15 protein-coding genes are annotated in these 17,140 nt (G+C 58.7%); 7 read left to right on the top strand and 8 right to left on the bottom strand.

From position 1 onward, the window contains the following. Position 1: 1 nt before the first annotated feature. The 4 genes from I4W07_RS04260 to I4W07_RS04245 all read right to left on the bottom strand — a co-directional run bounded on the left by I4W07_RS04260 (position 2) and on the right by I4W07_RS04245 (position 4,062). Positions 2 to 541 carry a hypothetical protein gene (locus I4W07_RS04260; RefSeq protein WP_196025720.1) on the bottom strand — a complete coding sequence of 180 codons (540 nt, stop codon included), beginning with the start codon at positions 539 to 541 and terminating at the stop codon, positions 2 to 4. A 251-nt stretch (positions 542 to 792) separates the two neighbouring features. Then, positions 793 to 1,149, bottom strand: coding sequence for an Hpt domain-containing protein (locus I4W07_RS04255; protein WP_230317470.1), 357 nt, complete (start codon positions 1,147 to 1,149; stop codon positions 793 to 795). A 23-nt stretch (positions 1,150 to 1,172) separates the two neighbouring features. Then, positions 1,173 to 3,053, bottom strand: a complete 1,881-nt coding sequence (locus tag I4W07_RS04250) for a diguanylate cyclase (RefSeq protein WP_196025719.1) — start codon at positions 3,051 to 3,053, stop codon at positions 1,173 to 1,175. 211 nt (positions 3,054 to 3,264) lie between these two features. Beyond that, complete coding sequence (locus tag I4W07_RS04245; protein ID WP_196025718.1) at positions 3,265 to 4,062, bottom strand: alpha/beta fold hydrolase; 798 nt, start codon at positions 4,060 to 4,062, stop codon at positions 3,265 to 3,267. Between the two features lie 225 nt (positions 4,063 to 4,287). Here I4W07_RS04245 and I4W07_RS04240 point away from each other — a divergent pair, with 225 nt between their 5' ends. The 3 genes from I4W07_RS04240 (at position 4,288) to I4W07_RS04230 (ending at position 7,177) form a co-directional block, all read left to right on the top strand. Further along, positions 4,288 to 5,064: a radical SAM protein gene (locus tag I4W07_RS04240; RefSeq protein ID WP_196025717.1), complete on the top strand. Its 777-nt coding sequence runs from the start codon at positions 4,288 to 4,290 to the stop codon at positions 5,062 to 5,064. A 160-nt stretch (positions 5,065 to 5,224) separates the two neighbouring features. After that, positions 5,225 to 6,112, top strand: coding sequence for a type I methionyl aminopeptidase (gene map, locus I4W07_RS04235; protein WP_152068565.1), 888 nt, complete (start codon positions 5,225 to 5,227; stop codon positions 6,110 to 6,112). 129 nt (positions 6,113 to 6,241) lie between these two features. Beyond that, a complete protein-coding gene (locus tag I4W07_RS04230) occupies positions 6,242 to 7,177 on the top strand; it encodes a D-2-hydroxyacid dehydrogenase (RefSeq protein WP_271739749.1) in 936 nt (311 codons plus the stop codon). Here I4W07_RS04230 and I4W07_RS04225 read toward each other — a convergent pair. From I4W07_RS04225 to I4W07_RS04215, 3 genes are all read right to left on the bottom strand, one after another. Continuing rightward, complete coding sequence (locus tag I4W07_RS04225) at positions 7,174 to 7,641, bottom strand: type II toxin-antitoxin system VapC family toxin (protein ID WP_195620809.1); 468 nt, start codon at positions 7,639 to 7,641, stop codon at positions 7,174 to 7,176. The genes I4W07_RS04230 and I4W07_RS04225 overlap by 4 nt on opposite strands. 16 nt (positions 7,642 to 7,657) lie before the next feature. Then, complete coding sequence (locus tag I4W07_RS04220; RefSeq protein WP_148331244.1) at positions 7,658 to 8,038, bottom strand: translation repressor RelB; 381 nt, start codon at positions 8,036 to 8,038, stop codon at positions 7,658 to 7,660. Between the two features lie 216 nt (positions 8,039 to 8,254). Continuing rightward, a complete protein-coding gene (locus tag I4W07_RS04215) occupies positions 8,255 to 9,640 on the bottom strand; it encodes a M18 family aminopeptidase (protein ID WP_196025715.1) in 1,386 nt (461 codons plus the stop codon). A gap of 161 nt (positions 9,641 to 9,801) precedes the next feature. Between I4W07_RS04215 and I4W07_RS04210 the strand changes: the two genes are divergently transcribed. The 4 genes from I4W07_RS04210 to I4W07_RS04195 all read left to right on the top strand — a co-directional run bounded on the left by I4W07_RS04210 (position 9,802) and on the right by I4W07_RS04195 (position 14,255). Beyond that, the gene (locus I4W07_RS04210) at positions 9,802 to 10,887 is read left to right on the top strand and encodes a carcinine hydrolase/isopenicillin-N N-acyltransferase family protein (protein ID WP_196025714.1); all 1,086 of its coding nucleotides are present in this window, start codon (positions 9,802 to 9,804) and stop codon (positions 10,885 to 10,887) included. 140 nt (positions 10,888 to 11,027) lie between these two features. Further along, positions 11,028 to 12,107, top strand: a complete 1,080-nt coding sequence (locus I4W07_RS04205; protein WP_196025713.1) for a 6-phosphofructokinase — start codon at positions 11,028 to 11,030, stop codon at positions 12,105 to 12,107. 458 nt (positions 12,108 to 12,565) lie between these two features. Next, positions 12,566 to 13,486, top strand: coding sequence for a helix-turn-helix domain-containing protein (locus tag I4W07_RS04200; RefSeq protein ID WP_196025712.1), 921 nt, complete (start codon positions 12,566 to 12,568; stop codon positions 13,484 to 13,486). Between the two features lie 448 nt (positions 13,487 to 13,934). Further along, the gene (locus tag I4W07_RS04195; RefSeq protein ID WP_196025711.1) at positions 13,935 to 14,255 is read left to right on the top strand and encodes a multidrug transporter; all 321 of its coding nucleotides are present in this window, start codon (positions 13,935 to 13,937) and stop codon (positions 14,253 to 14,255) included. A gap of 115 nt (positions 14,256 to 14,370) precedes the next feature. Here the strand turns inward: I4W07_RS04195 and I4W07_RS04190 are convergent, their stop codons facing one another. Further along, a complete protein-coding gene (locus tag I4W07_RS04190; protein WP_230317469.1) occupies positions 14,371 to 17,136 on the bottom strand; it encodes an FtsX-like permease family protein in 2,766 nt (921 codons plus the stop codon). Between the last annotated feature and the right edge of the window lie 4 nt (positions 17,137 to 17,140).

Here is a 17,140-nt window from a genome sequence, read left to right as displayed (position 1 = left end):
CCTACACAAGCTCGTCAGACTGCTCTTGGAGCAGCGAGGCATAACTCCAGATCACCGAGATACACAGACAGACAGCCGCGCCGATAAGCGACCCCGCATCAAAGGCAACGCCTTGGCAAATCTCAATAACGAAGGAATGAGGCACGACGTAAAGCTCCAGCCCACCAATGGTAAGATTGACCGATCCGTAGGCACCAATAAGCGAAACCGCGGCGTTAACAGCAAAGGCAAGCGCAAGAACACGGATAAGCCGCACATGCGTCTTGGTAAAGGGCGAGACGCCTCGCGAGATGTTACGGCTGATCCCACACAGAACGACAAGCGAAATACCCGCGACGAGTGCCAGGCACAGTCCGCTTGGGATAACGATGCACCCGCCATCGAGAAGCGTCACGACGCCGAAAGAATCGACAGAAGCAACGTTTGCAATCGCATACCAGATCACGTAAACAACCAACGCGGTAAAAGCGACGAGCATCCCTGCAAAAACGGCTGCCATGCAAAAACCAAGCTTCCTGATATTTTCGCCCGCCTTGGCCATACGCTGAACGCTGTTGGACATACACTCACCCTCATCGACTCTATCGTTATTCGAACAGTTTATCGAACAACGATATGGATTGCATGCGGAAAGCCCCGCCAGTGCGCATAGGCCATTCACTAATCAGAAAGGGTGAGAGTGGATTATTGGACACGTATCGAACGAGAGTGGATAATCTCCCACTTTGAGGCCGCCACCGGGCCTAAAACGGGAGATTATCCACTCTCATAGTCATCAAGGCCCGCAAGCTCTTATTCGGCCGCCTCGCGCAGGGCTGACATCGTTGCCGCATATTGCTGCTGCAGCGCATGCATCCCCTCGCGGGCGCCGTCAACGGTATCGGCGCCGCGCAGCGCCTCGGTCACCACGACCGCCGGCTCGTACAGATTATCGAATCCCAGGTTCTGGCTCACGCCCTTGAGCGTGTGCGCTGCCATAAACGCACCTTCGGCGTCTCCCGCCGCCATGGCGGCCTCCAGCTTGTCCATACTCTCGTCATCCAAAAACTTGAGGGCAAAGCGGGCAAGCATTTCCCCGCCCATCAGCCGAGCGCACGCGTCATCATAATTAGCGCCGATCTTCTCATACGCCTCACGCATGGAAATCATGGATTAAAACTCCTTTGGTCAAACTAAATCGTGGGAAACGCAACGACGTCGGCGGGGCGTGCCAACGTCTCGGCAATACGGTCTTGCACCTCGAGCAGGCATTCGAGCAACAGCGGGTTAAAGGTGCCGCACTTACCGTCCAGGATCATCTGGATCGCCTCCTTGTGCGGGATAGCGTCCTTGTACACGCGCACGCTCGTCAGCGCATCATACACGTCGGCCACCGAGACCACCTGCGCGGCAATGGGAATCTCGTCGCCCTTAAGGCCATCGGGATAACCCTTGCCGTCCCAGCGCTCGTGATGCCAACGCGCAATCTGGTACGCATATTCCATAAGCGCATTGCCGACGTGATGGCGGCCCAGCTCAAGCAACATGTCGGCGCCCATCGTGGTATGCGTCTTCATAATCTCGAACTCCTCGGGCGTAAGGCGCCCGGGTTTGTTGAGAATCGCATCGTCAATCGACATCTTGCCGATATCGTGCAGCGCCGAAGCCAGGGCAATCGTAGAGCGTTCCTCATTGTCGAGGGAGATGGTGTCGCTACGCTGGACCAGACAGCCAAGCAGCAGCTCGGTCAGCTTCTCGATGTTCGTAACGTGTCTGCCGCTCTCGCCGTTGCGAAGCTCCATGACGCCGGCCATGATGTCGATGAGCATGCGACTGTTCTTGACGCGCTCGTTGTACTGCTGGGACAGCAGGCTCGTCAGGCGGCGCTGTTTGGCGTATAGGCGGATGGTGTTGCTTACACGGCGGCGCACGACACGGGAGTCAAACGGGCGGTTGATATAGTCCGAGGCGCCCAGCTCGTACGCGCGCAGAACCATATCATCGGAATCTTCGCTCGAAATCATGATAAAAGGCAGATTGTCGATACCCGATCGGCGCGACAGATCGGCCAGCACCTCAAAGCCGCTTATGCCCGGCATGACAATATCCAGCAGCACGAGCGACAACTCATCGCCATAGCGGTCGACCATGTCGAGCGCCGTACGACCGTTGTCGGCCTCCAGGATGCAATACTCGTCCTTGAGCATCTCGTTGAGAATGGCTCGGTTCATCTCGGAGTCATCAACAATAAGCACCAAAGGCTTTTCGCTTTGGAAGGCCTCGATGGAATCGGCATCGGTCACGACCGTACCGGCTTTTGCCTTAGCGCGGCTCAATAACTGGACAGCGCGGCCAACGCCCTCATCGACCGTCTCGCCATGAATGCGAAGGCCACCAACACATGCCGTCAAGCTCACGTACTCATGGCCCGGAACAATCGTGGAACGAACGGCATCGGACACCTGATGCAGGCGACGGGTGAAGTCATCGGAGGGAATATTGGGCATGACGACCACAAACTTGTCGCAGCCATAGCGTACGAGCTCGTCAGTCGAACGAATTCCGCTGCGTATGGCCGTCGCCACAGCACCGAGCGCAAGGTCGCCGGCATGACGGCCACACGTATCGTTGAAGACCCTAAAATCATCAAGGTCGATCACCGCAACGCCGGCATTCATGCGGGCGCTACGGAGCTTTTCCTCGTAATATCGGCGATTGCGCACGCTCGTCAGCACGTCGGTGTAGACAAGGTCCTCTTCTGCAGCCTCTTGCTCATCGATCGGACGCACCATCAGTAAGACATGAGGCTCGCCCTCGACCTTCAGAGGGCGCAGGCGGGCGCGGTACTCAACACCATCGTTGAGCAGTTGCTCCGACACTTCATCGGAATCTGCCAAGGCCTCAAGACTCGACTGACGCAAACAAGGGCACCGATTGCCGGCGAGCAGGCAGTTAGGCTCGCTCTTAATCTGATCGGCCGACAGCAAACGCACCACGGGGTAGGTCTTCGCGACGCGGGCGACCTCGGCGGCAGCCTCCTCGTCGGTTAGATTGACCTCGTGATTATTGAGCATATGGGGCCCTTTCTATCGTTACGCACGGCAACAGTGCATATCAATTGGTACAAGGGTAACATCTAACAGCTGAAGGCAAACGCGCGATTATCGTTACATTTTTATGACCTGGCAAGCGGCAATAATGGAGCCGCGGGCGCGCGCTTATGGGCGCATTCGTTAACAATGACGAAACGCTAACAGCCCCTCTCCCCGCAGGTCATCGAGCGTGCTAACGCTCCAAGACATCGCGAACGGCGTTTGCCGCCGTAACGGGGCGATCGCGCAGACCGTTATGCGCGCCCGGGATCGTCACAAGAGGGCAATCGAGATATTCGGCAGCCGCTCGCGTGCCAGCCTCGCGGGGCGTGCCAACCGAGAGCTCGCCCAAGAACACGGCCGACACCGCCTTTGACGCGCGGGCGCGCTCCCAGTCGGGAGCATATGTCATATTTGTTCCGTATTCATTGGCCATAAAGCAACGACCATTGCGCAGGGCATGTTTGACTTCCGCTTCGGTCGTCCCAGGAGCCTCGGGGTCCAAGTCGCCGAGGGCTCCCAAGAAAAGCCGGAGCGCCCTTGAAACCTTTCCCGCCGCAATCATATCGAGCAAAACCGGAGCTGCGCCCATGCCGACGCCTTCGGCCGACACAGCCGGCTCATGCAGAATCGCACGGGCGACGAGATGGGGTTCGGCGCGAAGAAGCTCCAGCGCCACCAACGTACCGGCGCTATGCGCAAGCATATTTGTCGGAGCGCCAACGTGTTCGATCACGGCTTGCAGGTCGGCGGCCTGAGCGGCAAGATCATAGCTGCCGTCTGCCGCATCGCTGCTGCCACCGCAGCCGCGGCGGTCGTAGGCAATTACGCGGTAGTTGCGGCTGAGCTCACAAGCGATACCGTCGAAAAATGTGCCGTCGACACAAGCGCCGTGCACGCACACCAAGGCAGGAGCATCAGGCGACACATCTGGGCCGGCATATTCGCGACAGGCAATCGTGGTGCCCGCATTCTCGACCGTAAAATTCATGTTGTGCCCCCATCATCAATGCTCATCCAGTTGCACGTCAGCGCGGTTGGATGGACCCACATTGCCTTACACCTTGTTAACAGATTAACTTTACCCGACCCGAGGCTTTTCATGGCGCGGCATAATGGGCGACGTGAAAAAACGAAACTTGTAAAGCAAGAGCCCGCACCTTGCTTTGGAGCCGATGCTATGCTTAGGCACAATTGTCTTGAGGAGCATATGCCTATGTCTACGTTTTTGAATGCCAGCCCCATCTTTGGGCCCGTTCGCAGCCGTCGCCTTGGTCTCTCGCTCGGCGTCAACATGATGCCGGCCAGCGGCAAAATCTGCACGTTCGACTGCATTTACTGCGAAAACGGCCTCAACGCCGAGCGCCCCTGCCATGAGCCGTACAACACAGCTGCCGTGGTACTCGACGCGCTCGAGGCAAAGCTGCGCGAGATGGCAGCCGAGGGCGAGCTCCCCGATGTGATCACCTTCGCAGGAAACGGCGAGCCCACCGCCGCACCGGAGTTTCCGCAGGCCATCGCCGGCGCCGTCGCGCTGCGCGACGAGCTTGCCCCAAACTCCAAGATCGCCGTGCTCTCCAACGGCACGCGCGCCGACCGCCCCGAGGTGCACGACGCGCTCATGATGGTCGATGACAACATTCTTAAGCTCGATACCGTCGACCCGGCATTTATCCAGCTGCTCGACCAGCCCGTTGGCCCCTACGACGTCGAGCACCAGATCGAGACGTTCGCAAGCTTTGACGGTCACGTTATTATCCAGACGATCTTTTTGACCGGCGAGTATCAAGGCAAGCCCATTGACAACACCGGCGAGGAGTACGTTGCCCCCTGGCTCGCGGCGCTCGAGCGCATTCGTCCGCAGGAGGCGACCATCTACACGGTGGCGCGCGAGACACCAATCGCCGGCCTTGCCAAAGCGGTGCCCGAGGTGCTCGACAAGATTGCCGCACGCGTGCGCGCCCTCGGCATTCCCTGCCAAGTGAGCTACTAGCAAAACCACGCAGCAGCTAGTGTCAGCCATCCCGCTCCATCAGTTGCGGTGATATAGTTCCTATTTATGCTGTTAAACCGCTTAAATCGGAACTATATCACCGCAACTTTTATGGACGCGTGGGTGGGCTATACTAGCTGCGGATGAAAGGAAGTTAGCCATGTTTGACAACGGACCCGTACCCGGCCGCAACGACGCCTGCTGGTGCGGCAGCGGTAAGAAATACAAGAAATGCCATAGCGCCTTTGATGAGCGCCTCGAGCGCTTGTGGGAAGAGGGCTGGGAGGTTCTGCCCCGCACGCTCTACAAGACGCCCGCCGATATCGAGGGCATCAAGCGCTCGGCAGCCATCAACGTGGGCGTGCTCGATTATGTGGGCGAGCATATCTCCGCGGGCATGACCACCAACCAGATCGACCAGATGATCTACGACTACACCGTCGAGCACGGTGGCACGCCGGCCGACCTCAACTACGAGGGCTATCCCAAGAGTGTGTGCACCTCGATCAACGATGTGGTCTGCCACGGTATCCCCTGCGATACGGACGTGCTGCACGAGGGCGACATCATCAACGTCGACTGTTCCACGATCTTGGACGGCTACTTTAGTGATTCGAGCCGCATGTTCTGCATCGGCGAGGTCTCTGCCGAGCGCCAGCACCTGGTCGAGGTCACCCGTGCCAGCGTGGAGGCGGGTCTGGCCGCCGTCAAGCCGTGGCTGCCGCTGTCCGTTATGGCCGAGGCCGTGCAAAAGACGGTCGAGGACGCTGGCTTTAGCGTTGTGCGCGAGTACGGCGGGCACGGCATTGGCAAGGAGTTCCACGAGGACCCGTTTGTGGGCTTTACCACCGAGGCGCCCGATGTGGACACCATCATGGCTCCGGGCATGGTCTTTACCATCGAGCCCATGGTCAATGCCGGAGCGCCCGACATTAAGATTAGCAAGGGCGACGGCTGGTGCGTACGCACCAAGGACGGTAGCGATTCGGCCCAGTGCGAGGTACAGCTCGTGGTGACCGAGGACGGCTACGAGCTGCTGAGCTGGTAGCCGTAGATGCGCCGGATGCTGACGGGCACCCTCGTCTTGCATCCGGCGTTTTATTTGAACGTTTTGCCTGATACAACCTGCCAAAATAAACCTGTCCCTTTTTGGCAGGTCGAGCGGAAAGGACTGCTTGTGAACATCCTGGTTTTGCTGCCCGTCAATGATCGTCACCGCGCGATTCTTGAGTCGAGCGCTCCGGGCGAGGACTTTATCTACACGAGCTCCGACGCCATCACGCGTGAACAGGTCGCCAACGCCGACGTAATTCTGGGCAACATCGACCCTGGCATGCTCACGGCATGCGACCATCTCCAGCTGTTGCAATTGCAGACCGCCGGCTATGACGATTACTTAGCCGCCGGCACCGTGCCGGCCGACGCCAAACTGTCTTGCTCGGTGGGCGCCTACGGCCAGGCTGTGAGCGAGCACATGTTTGCCATGGTCCTTTCCATGATGAAGCGCCTGCCCGGCTACCAGGACCTGCAGCGCGAGCATCGCTGGGAGGATTTGGGGCCGGTCACCTCGCTCAAAAACGCCAATGTGCTGGTGCTGGGCGCGGGCGACATTGGCGGCCACTTTGCCACGCTCTGCCGCAGCATGGGCGCGCACGTCCGCGGCATCAAGCGCCATCCACTCGTCTACCACATTGTGTTTGAGGACATGGACGGCATGGACGCCCTACCTGAGCGCTTGGCGGAGGCCGACATCGTCGCATCCTTTATGCCGAGCACACCCGAGACCCGCGGCCTGGCGAACGCCGAATTCTTCGCCGCGATGAAGTCGGGCGCCTTCTTTGCCAACGGCGGCCGCGGCGATCTTGTAGTTGCCGACGATTTGGTTGCCGCCCTGGAGTCGGGACATCTCGCCGGCGCCGCGGTCGACGTCACCGACCCCGAGCCGCTGCCCGCGACAAGCCCGCTGTGGGATGCGCCCAACATGCTCATCACGCCGCATATCTCGGGCTGGTTCCACTTGGAGGCTACGCTCAACAATGTGGTCGACATTGCCGCAGAGAATCTGCGTCACCTGCAAGCCGGCGAAACTTTACGTTGTTGGATCGAACACTAGAAGGACGTCAGGTAGTTTCTTGCGTCTACTACACTCATTGCTGCGACGGGTGCGTGTGAACAGAGTTTGGCATCGTTGGTGACCAGAAGGTCTGCCTTTGCGCGCATTGCTGCCGCAATGATTAAATCGTCTTCGTAATCGCTATGGAGCTTACGCTGCTTGCTCGCCATCCATATGTCACTCAGGTCGCAGGGTACCGGCGTGGCAAGTTGCGACAACACGTCGAGGCAATCCCATGCAAGTGATGTCGCCGCCACGGCGGCATCTTGGGATAGCGAGCCATGCTCGCGCCGATACCACGCCTTATGTTCGCTCGAAATCAAATAGAACAGATCTTTGGACGATGTCGCCGCATACAGCAAATCCACCTGCGCCGTGCATGCATCGCGTAAAAACTCAATCGCCACCGAACGACCACGTCGTGAGGGAATGAAGTAATCGAGCCACACGTTGGTGTCAACCAAGATGCGCCTTGGAGTCTCACTCATAGAGCCAGCTCATCTCCTCGCCGTAGCGATCCGCGTAGGCGTTCCGTTTGAGTTCTTCATCGCCCGAGGGCTGAGCCTTGACCATATCGATTCCCGACTCACGGCAAGCGGCAGCGAACAGCTTCGACCCCTGATCCATGAGCTCGAGCTTACGTTTAGCGGCCTTTTCGCGCTCGCGCTGTTCCGCCCGGGCACGACCGGGCGAAAGGATGTCCTGGAGCGCGCCGGGCCGATCAGCCAGCGACGCTGCAAGCCGCCAGAGCGCTCGCACCGCCTGGCTCGGCGTCATACCGGCCCTGGAGAGAGCGGCGTCCCCACTCCTTTTAAGATCGGCATCGAGACGTACGTTGATCTGAGCGGCTGTTGTGGTCATGACCTCTCCTTAATACTTTATAATCATCATAAAACTCTATGGTAGATACGTAAAGCATGTATAGCATTTATAAGCATTAGCCGTACTCTGTACACAAAAAGCCGCCGAGGCACACTGCACCTCGGCGGCTACGTATCACCGATCTAGTTCGGTTTCACCCTTTGCATTCGTCCAGATAAAACCTGCCAAAATGAACCTGTCCCTTTTTGGTAGGTTTTAGAGCTCCACGCTTTCGGCGCCGTTGATGGTTAGGTTGCGCTCGTAGAAGGCGGTGAGGGCGCGGATGGCGTACATCACGTCGCGTACGCCGCCGGTCTCGTAGCTTGAGTGCATGGCCAGCTGCGGCAGGCCCACGTCCACGGCATGCATGCTCGCCTGCATATTGGACAGGTTGCCGAGTGTGGAGCCTCCGGCCATATCGCTCTTGTTGGCGAAGGCCTGTGTGGGTACGTCGGCGTCATCACAGATGGCCTGGAACACCGCGCGGCTAAAGGCATCGGTGCAGTAGTGCTGGTTGGCGGCTTCCTTAATGACAATGCCGCCGTTGAGCACAACCTGATTGCGAGCATCGCACTTCTCGGCGTGGTTGGGGTGCACGGCATGCGCATTGTCGCAGCTCACAAGCATCGAGGCGGCAAGTGCGCGATGGTACGACTCGTCGTCAAAGCCCAGCGATCCGTTGATGCGGCGCAGCGCGTCGGCCAAGAACGTCGACATGGCGCCCTGCTTGGTCTCGGAGCCAACCTCCTCGTTATCAAAGCAGCAAAAGACCGAGATGTCATGCGCATTCTCGGCACCCAAAAATGCCTGCAGCGAGGTGTAAGCGCAGGCCAGGTCGTCGAGCTTGGGCGTCGAGATAAACTCGTCGGCCCAGCCCCAAATGCGCGCATCCTGACGATTGACCAGGAACAGATCGCGACCTAGGATCTGCTTGGGTTCAACGTCCAGTTCGTCAGCGATCAGTACGTCAAAATCTCCCTGTTTAAGCTCGCCGGCGCTGATGAGCGGGCACAGGTCGACGGCTCGGTTGGGAGCAAAGCCCTCGTTAACGCCGCGGTTCATGTGGATGGCAAGGCTCGGGATAATAGCGACCTCGCGCTCGGTGGCAAGCAGGCGGCTCTCGATACGGTCGCCCTCGCGCACCAGCACACGTCCGGCCAGCGCCAGCGGGCGGTCGAACCAGGTGTAGTCGATCATGCCGCCGTAGGCCTCGGTGTTCAGGCGCAGCGTCTCGCCTGCGCCATCGAGCTCGGGCACGGCCTTGACCTTAAACGTCGGCGAATCGCTGTGCGACGCCGTGAGCTGAAAATGATAGTCACCGGCGACGCCGTCCTCGCCCCACGTCGCGGCCAGGTCCTCGCCCACCTTAAAGGCAACAACGCTCGAGGTGTTGCGCTGCGTGTAATAACGCCCGCCCGGTTCGATGTCCCACGCCGCATTCTCGGGCAGGTAGGTAAAGCCCGCCTCGTCGAGCTCGGCCATAATGGTCGCCGCCGTATGGAACATACTGGGGCATGCCTCGATAAAGTCGATAAGGTCGTTGGCGGCCTCGATATCATCGGCCGTCACATGCGCGCGCTCGGGCGTTTCCTGATCCGTCATGCTCTCCCCTTTCGCTGGGTTGATGGTCCCCTCCAGCATACCCCGCCACGCCAGCGCCGCACTCTTCATTCCGTGCTTAATTCCGCGCCACTCACCAAGTTGAGCCATCATGCCCGCGCTCCTTTTGCGACAATTGCGCTAACAGGACGAGAGGAGCCGTCATGAAGCCACGTAACATTGCCATCACCTGCGGTGTCGCGGGAGTCGCCGTCGGCCTTGCCGCTGCCACCGGTATCGTTTATCACAAGCAAATCAAGTCCGCCGCGTCGCTCAAACGCTTGACCGGCTACGCGGATGGCTATGACCTGTACGCAATCGACATCGCCTACGGCTACGATCTCGATCGCATCATCGCCGCTGGCGTGCGCGACGACCAGACCTACATCGATGCCGTGGTGGCGCAGGTGCTGCCCGGTGTGCCGGCACATGTCCAGGCGCCCCAGTTTGCCTGCAGCGCTTTTGTCGCCGTAGATGCCGAAGGTCGCGTGCGCACCGGTCGCAATTACGACTTTAAGGACGACACCTCGGCGCTGCTGGTGCGCAATCACCCACGCGGCGGCTATGCTTCCATCGGGCTTGTCGCCCTTAACAACCTGGGCGATAACACTCCGCTTGACTCCGTCGCCGGACGCGCCGCGGCGTTGATGGGCCCGTTTGCCCAGCTCGATGGTGTTAACGAATGCGGCGTGTCCATTGCCGTACTCACCCTGGATTCCAAGCCCTGTGACCAGGACACGCAACGTCCCGTCATCAACACCTCGCTCGCCATCCGTCTGGTGCTCGACCGTGCCGCCACCACGCAAGAAGCTGTCGACCTGCTTTTCGCCTACGACATGCACGCCATGGCAGGACGCGATTACCACTTCTTTATCAACGACGCCGCCGGTGACGCGCGCGTAGTAGAATGGGACCCGCGCGATCCGGACCGCGCTTTCAAAGCGACTCCCGTACGCCAGGTTACGAACTTCTACGCCTGCTATGGCGACGAAGTGCTGCCCAACCAAAAGAATGGCGAGCTGGGCCATGGCAAAGAGCGCGCCGTCGCAATCGCCGATGTCCTTGACGCCCATGTCGGTGCCCAGGACGAAACGATTGTCTGGGAAGCCCTGCGCGCCGCAGCGCAAGAACCCAATCCGGAAGACATCACCAGCAATACGCAATGGTCGGTCGTCTTTGACAATACCGAACCCGCCGCCGCTATTACGCTGCGCCGCCACTGGGGCGACGTCGACGCCTTCGCACTGTAAGGAGCCAGGCCTGTCGGCCTTACGCTCGCCTGACGTTGTTTACATTTCCATACGCTTGAGCTAACACGTTTTACCCCCGCGTCAACAGTGTGCGGGGGTAAACTTATGCGCATGTTATAACTTGCCCGGAAGGATTCATCATGCTTAGGATCGGTCTTCTTACCAGTGGCGGCGACTGCCAGGCACTCAACGCCACCATGCGCGGCATTGTCAAAACACTTATGACCAACAGCGAAGAGCCTATCGAAATCTATGGTTTTGAGGACGGCTACCAGGGCCTTATCTACAGCAGATTCCGTGTCATGACTCCCGCCGATTTTAGCGGCATCCTCACCCGCGGCGGCACCATCCTGGGCACGAGCCGTACGCCGTTCAAGCGCCTGGACACTCCCGAGGCCGACGGCGTCGAGAAGGTGCCCGCAATGGTCCACACCTATCATAAGCTGCAGCTCGACTGCCTGTTTATGCTGGGTGGCAACGGATCCACCAAGACCGCCAACCGCCTGCGCGAAGAGGGCCTCAACGTTATCGCGCTGCCCAAGACCATCGATAACGACACCTGGGGCACCGAGTTGACGTTTGGCTTTACGAGCGCCATCGACGTCGCTACCAAGTGCATCGACGACATCCACACCACCGCGTCGAGTCACGGGCGCGTGTTCGTTATCGAGATCATGGGCCACAAGGTTGGCTGGATCCCGCTGTATGCCGGCGTCGCGGGCGGCGCAGATGTCATCTTGATTCCCGAGATTCCCTACGACATGGATAACGTCATCAAGACCATCGAGCATCGCATGGAGACCGGCAGCCGCTTTACTATCGTGGCCGTCGCCGAGGGCGCTATCTCCAAGGAGGACGCGGCGCTGCCCAAGAAGGAGTACAAGAAGAAGCTCGCCGAGCGCACGAGCCCGTCAATCGTGTACGACATCGCCAAGGAGATCGAGGCCAAGACCGGTCGCGAGACCCGCGTCGCCATCCCCGGCCACACGCAGCGCGGCGGTCAGCCCGACGCCCAGGACCGCATCTTTGCGACTCAGTGCGGCGTCGAGGCAGCGCTCGGCTGCCTGCGCGGCGAGTTTGGCTACATGATTGCCCTGCGCGACGGCAAAATGTGCCACATGCCGCTCGAGGATGTCGCCGGCAAGCTCAAGTTTGTCGACCCCCAGAGTGATCTGGTGCGCGAGGCCAAGGCGCTGGGCATCAGCTTCGGCGACGAATAGCCTCGGCTGGAACCGCCCCCATCGGAGCTCCCAGGGCTTACCTCCCAAATCGTCCTCGGACATGTCAGGACCCCGCCGTGCGCTTCGCGCGGCGGGGTCCTTCCGTCCTGCGGAAAGATTTGGGAGGTAAGCCCTGGGGCCTCCTGCGGTAACTGGAGAGGCCGAGGCTATTCGCCTTCTTGCTGCGGGTGCCTGACCTGAAATTCAGTTGCGGTGAAATAGTTCCTGCTTAGTCCGCAAATGGCTGAATTTAGGAACTACTCCACCGCAATTTACTGAGTGGGAGCTCTTGGCTGCTACTTGCATTGACATTTGTCCTAAAATGGCTGGTCGTTAGGGGTTGCTACCGGTAGTTGCGGTAGGGTTTGAGCAGATTCTAACTAGAAATGGTGGTCGCTACCGGTTGTTCTCGGCATACTCGGCTCATTCGATTCGACCATCAAACGAAAGGAACCACCATGGATCTTGCGATGGCACAGCGCCTCGTCGATCGCCGTAAAGCTGCCGGGCTTTCTCAGGAGGCGCTTGCTGCCCAGCTGGGCGTAAGCCGCCAGGCTGTTAGTAAATGGGAGCGCAGCGAGTCCTCACCCGATACCGATAACCTCATTGCGCTCGCCGCGCTGTATGGCGTGTCGTTGGACAAGCTGCTATATGGGGAGGCGGCCAACGATGCCGACGGCCCGGAGGACGGTAGCGCCGACACCGAGACGGCGGATGTGGCTGACGAGGCTGAGGATTCTGCCGAGCACGCCGATTGCGGTGACAAACCACTTGTCGATATTTCCCTCGCGCGCGGTATCCACGTCATTGATCCCAATAAAGGCGAGGAAGTCCATGTTGGTTGGAGCGGCATCCATGTGACCAACGAGCGCAAGGGCGAAGAGGTGCATGTGGGGCCGGGCGGCGTGCATATCGATACGCTTGAGGACGATGGACATAGCGTGCGTACCAATGACGACGGCACCGTCACCATCGACGGCGAGACGTTTTCCAGCTGGAAGGAAGCACACGACAAGCTCGACCATCATGGCAAGCATTTCCACACCAAGGTCGGACGTGCATGGAACAAATTCCCCTTCCCCGCACTTGTCACTCTCGCCTATCTGGTGCTCGGCATTGTCTACGGCACATGGGGCATGGGGCTTTTCCTCGTCTTTTTGGTTCCCGTCTACTACGCGATTGGTGACTTTATCGATCGACGCCATTTGTCAAAGCTCACTGAATGCGTCTATCCAGCAGCCGCCATCGCTTGGTTCCTCTACATGTGGCTCTGTTTGGGACAGCCCCATCCTGCATGGATCATCCTCATCACGATTCCCATCGTAAAGGCGCTCATGCGCTGGTGTCGCAAACAATGGAAGTGCCGCAAACAGGCCTAAACCGCCCCAACCAGCCAGCGCCACTCATCCGACACCGCCCGCCCCTTCCAAGTTGCGGTGATATAGGGACTGTTTTGAGGCTCCAAAGCGCCAAACAGTCCCTATATCACCGCAACTTACAAACAACTGGGCCAGTTCCGGCACGGAGATTAGCATTGAGCTGACCACGCGCCAAGAAAAGGGCCTATTTACTACGTTTAACTCGAGAGAGCCGACCATACCTGCCTTTTTTGAAAATCGACAGGCCTTCTACCTGCGGTTTTATTTTTCGTTTCCCCGGCATGATTGAGAGTATCCAATTAAACGTAGTAGATAGGCCCGTTTTGTGGCATACGACCCATTCAAGCCCAATCTCGAAGGCTAAAGAGAGCCTCTCATCCACGCCTGCGAGCGAAAACCAAATAGAATGAAAGGCAAATGGAAAGCCCGTTTGACGAGCGGAGGACATATGCGCGACGTAGCCGAAAGCGACTGGAAGCTGTTTAAGAAAATGCTTCCTCAATGGCAAGAACGTTATATGGAAAAGCTCATCAGCCAGTACGTTGAGATGCTGAACGGCGACAGCGAAGCGTCCAGTAGATTTTGGGCACTAGAAGAGCACCTCAATAGAGACAAGCTGTCCTCAGGCGTAATTGCAAACGACATTCGCCGCAGCACAATGCACCGCGAGATAGCCAATTTGCTTATCGACAGCGTGATCACCCTTGACGACCTTGACGGTTTTACCGAGGACATTAAGAGCTATGCGCAACACTGGATTGGCCAGTAAGAGCACTGAACGACAGACATCCCCAGCAAAACGGGGCAAACGCCGGATCGCCCGTAGGTGTCCGGCGTTTGCCCAGATAAAACCTGCCAAAATAAACCTGTCCCTTTTTGGCAGGTTACTCGGCACTCTTGAGGGCGCCGACCATGTCGATCTTGTTGAGGGTACGATTGGTGGCGAGGTTGACGATAAACGTAAAGCCAAAGGAAAGCACCACGGCGAGCACGTAGCTTAGCGGCTCGACCTCGACATCAAAGTACAGCGACGGCATCTGCAAAATGTACGTAAAACTCTCGGCCAGCAAGCCGCCCAGCGGCACGCCCAGCGCAGCGCCAATCGCCGTGAGGATCAACGTCTCCTTGTTGACGTAATGGTGCACCTCACCGCGGCGGAAGCCCAACACCTTAATGGTCGCCAGCTCGCGCTCGCGCTCGGAGATATTCGTGTTGGACAGCGTAAACACCACCACAAACGACAGGCACGCTGCCATGAAGGTCACGAGCACCACAACCGAATTGATGATCGTAAAGTTCGCCTCATAGTTTTCCCAATGCTCGGCCGTACTCGAAATCGTAAGCCAACCGTCACTCTTAAGATTCTTGCTAAACGCAATCTGGTCGGCCGACGAGCCCTTAAGCAGCACAAAGACGCCGTTAAGACGTGCGCTTCGACCGAACGCACGCTCATAGGTGCCCTGCGTCATGTAAAGCGTGTTGCCCAGATAGTTAAGCGAAATGTCGCTGACTTTGACCTTGGCAACATTGAGCGACGAATCCTGGACGTGAGCCGTATCGCCCGGCTGAATCCCCAGCACCAGCTGTGAACTCTTGCTCAGATACACGTCTCCGTCACGCAAAGGCAGCGGTTCATTGGACTCATCCTCCAGACGCACGTAATCGCCCAAGTCACCCGTGCGGTCATCGGGCACCACGATCAGCTGCACGGTCTCGCTCTTGCCGCCAAACGTAAAGGTGACGTTGTCGGTCATAATCGGCAGGGTCGAGGTCACGGTCACGTTGAAATCATTGGCCGCGCTGCGCTCATCCAATGCCGCGCACGTCTGCGAAAAATCGTCGGGATTGGCGACCGCCAGCAGGTCGTAGCGCGTGATATGCCCGTACTGTTTGGGCGAAAGCGCCACCGACGTGTCGCGAATGCCCATACCGCAGATCACGAGCGCCGTGCAGCCGGCGATACCGAAGATGGTCATAAAAGCGCGCTTTTTGTAGCGGAACAGGTTACGTGCTGCCACCTTGTTCAAAAAGCCCATGCGGCGCCAGATAAAGCCGATGCGCTCAAGCAAGATGCGAGAGCCGGCGCGTGGGGCCTTGGGACGCATGAGCGAGGCCGGGGTCTCGGCCATCTCGTGGCGGCAGGCGATAATCGTAGCGCCCACCACGCCCACGGCAAACAGCGCCACCGAGACGATTGAGGACACGATGTCGTACGAGAGCAGCATCTGGGGCAGCGAGTACATGTCGTCGAACACCGTAAACAGGAACAGCGGCAGGCCCACAAATCCGATGATGTTGCCGAGCACGCCGCCGATCAGACATGCCCACAGCGCATAGTCCACGTATTTGGACAGGATGCGCTCGCGTGAATAGCCAAGCGCCTTGTACAGGCCAATAAGCGTGCGCTCCTCCTCGACCATGCGCGTGGCGGTGGTAAGACTGATGAGCACAGCGACGACAAAGAAGATAAATGGGAAAACCGTGGCGATGGCCTCGATCGAAGAACTGTCGCTCTCGACGCTCGAGTAGCTTGCGATGTTACCGCGGTCCTGAATGTACCAGGTGCATTCGCCCAGATCGGAAAGCTCGGCGCGGGCATCGGCAAAATGCTGGTCGGCGGCGGCGCGGCGCTGGTCCAACTCGGCCTGAGCCTGGACGCGCTCCTCGCTGCCCTCGGCCATACGGTTGATGTTATCCTGCTCGATCCCAAAGAGCATGGCGGCCTGACGCTCGGCCGTATCCAAGCTTGACGGCGTGTCAACCGTCAACTCCTGGACGCGCGCCTTCTCACGCTCCTCGCGGATCTTCTCGATATTGCCTTTGACCTCGTTGATCTTTGTCGTGTAGGCATCTGAATAGGAGTTAAGACTCTTGGCTCCCTCGACGATCACGTGGACTGCGGAGTAGGAAGAAGATGTCGCGGCATCCTCGCTCACATAGAACTTATAGTCCGCAGCCGAAGCAGCGCGAAAGGCGTTGACTGTCGAGTCGGAGCTCACGTCGGTAGGATCGAGGACCTCGGCCGTAATGGTGTAATCGCCCGCGGCAAACTGATCCTTGGCACTTTGGTTGGACGAGCTCGCGTCATTGGCGGCAAAACTCACCGTATCGCCGAGCTTTTTGCCCGAAGCCTTCAGGAACTTCGAAGTCACCGCGACTTCATCGGCGCTCTCGGGCAAATCGCCGCTCACCAGCGCCGGCTGATCGATGTTCTCCTTGGAGAGACTTTGCACGACCACGCGCTCGCGCGTTGTGCCCACGGCGGTGTAGGCGGTCTCGGTGTAGATGCCCTCGACCGTCTCGACGCCGTCGACCTCTTGGATAGCCGCGAGATCGTCGCGCGTAAGGCCATAGGTCGACTGCACGTTAATGTCATAGACATTCTGCTGGTCAAAATAGGCGTCGACCGAATCGCACAAATCCTCGCAGCCCGCCTTAAGGCCGCACATCACGCTCACGCCAAGCGCAGTGATGACCACGATAGATAGGAAGCGCTTAAGACTGCCCCGAATCGTGCGGTAGATGCCACGGCGAAAAACCGTCGGCACCATATCGTTTGAGCTTTGAGCGGTACGGTAGGTCGCGAACTCCCGGTCGCGGCCCGCGTGCTCCGTATCGTGGTTTTGGCTGTTTTGGCAATCTTGGTCCATGGGC

It is taken from the genome of Collinsella aerofaciens (assembly GCF_015670745.1).
In the GTDB taxonomy this organism is placed as follows: domain Bacteria; phylum Actinomycetota; class Coriobacteriia; order Coriobacteriales; family Coriobacteriaceae; genus Collinsella; species Collinsella aerofaciens_T.
This window is presented reverse-complemented; position numbering and strand designations above follow the sequence as displayed.

Excerpts from the sequence above, each read along its gene's own strand:
- I4W07_RS04260 (WP_196025720.1), bottom strand. The coding sequence starts at position 541 with ATGGCCAAGGCGGGCGAAAATATCAGGAAGCTTGGTTTTTGCATGGCA.
- I4W07_RS04255 (WP_230317470.1), bottom strand. The coding sequence starts at position 1,149 with ATGATTTCCATGCGTGAGGCGTATGAGAAGATCGGCGCTAATTATGAT.
- I4W07_RS04250 (WP_196025719.1), bottom strand. The coding sequence starts at position 3,053 with ATGCTCAATAATCACGAGGTCAATCTAACCGACGAGGAGGCTGCCGCC.
- I4W07_RS04245 (WP_196025718.1), bottom strand. The coding sequence starts at position 4,062 with ATGAATTTTACGGTCGAGAATGCGGGCACCACGATTGCCTGTCGCGAA.
- I4W07_RS04240 (WP_196025717.1), top strand. The coding sequence starts at position 4,288 with ATGTCTACGTTTTTGAATGCCAGCCCCATCTTTGGGCCCGTTCGCAGC.
- map (WP_152068565.1), top strand. The coding sequence starts at position 5,225 with ATGTTTGACAACGGACCCGTACCCGGCCGCAACGACGCCTGCTGGTGC.
- I4W07_RS04220 (WP_148331244.1), bottom strand. The coding sequence starts at position 8,038 with ATGACCACAACAGCCGCTCAGATCAACGTACGTCTCGATGCCGATCTT.
- I4W07_RS04215 (WP_196025715.1), bottom strand. The coding sequence starts at position 9,640 with ATGACGGATCAGGAAACGCCCGAGCGCGCGCATGTGACGGCCGATGAT.
- I4W07_RS04210 (WP_196025714.1), top strand. The coding sequence starts at position 9,802 with ATGAAGCCACGTAACATTGCCATCACCTGCGGTGTCGCGGGAGTCGCC.
- I4W07_RS04205 (WP_196025713.1), top strand. The coding sequence starts at position 11,028 with ATGCTTAGGATCGGTCTTCTTACCAGTGGCGGCGACTGCCAGGCACTC.
- I4W07_RS04200 (WP_196025712.1), top strand. The coding sequence starts at position 12,566 with ATGGATCTTGCGATGGCACAGCGCCTCGTCGATCGCCGTAAAGCTGCC.
- I4W07_RS04195 (WP_196025711.1), top strand. The coding sequence starts at position 13,935 with ATGCGCGACGTAGCCGAAAGCGACTGGAAGCTGTTTAAGAAAATGCTT.
- I4W07_RS04190 (WP_230317469.1), bottom strand. The coding sequence starts at position 17,136 with ATGGACCAAGATTGCCAAAACAGCCAAAACCACGATACGGAGCACGCG.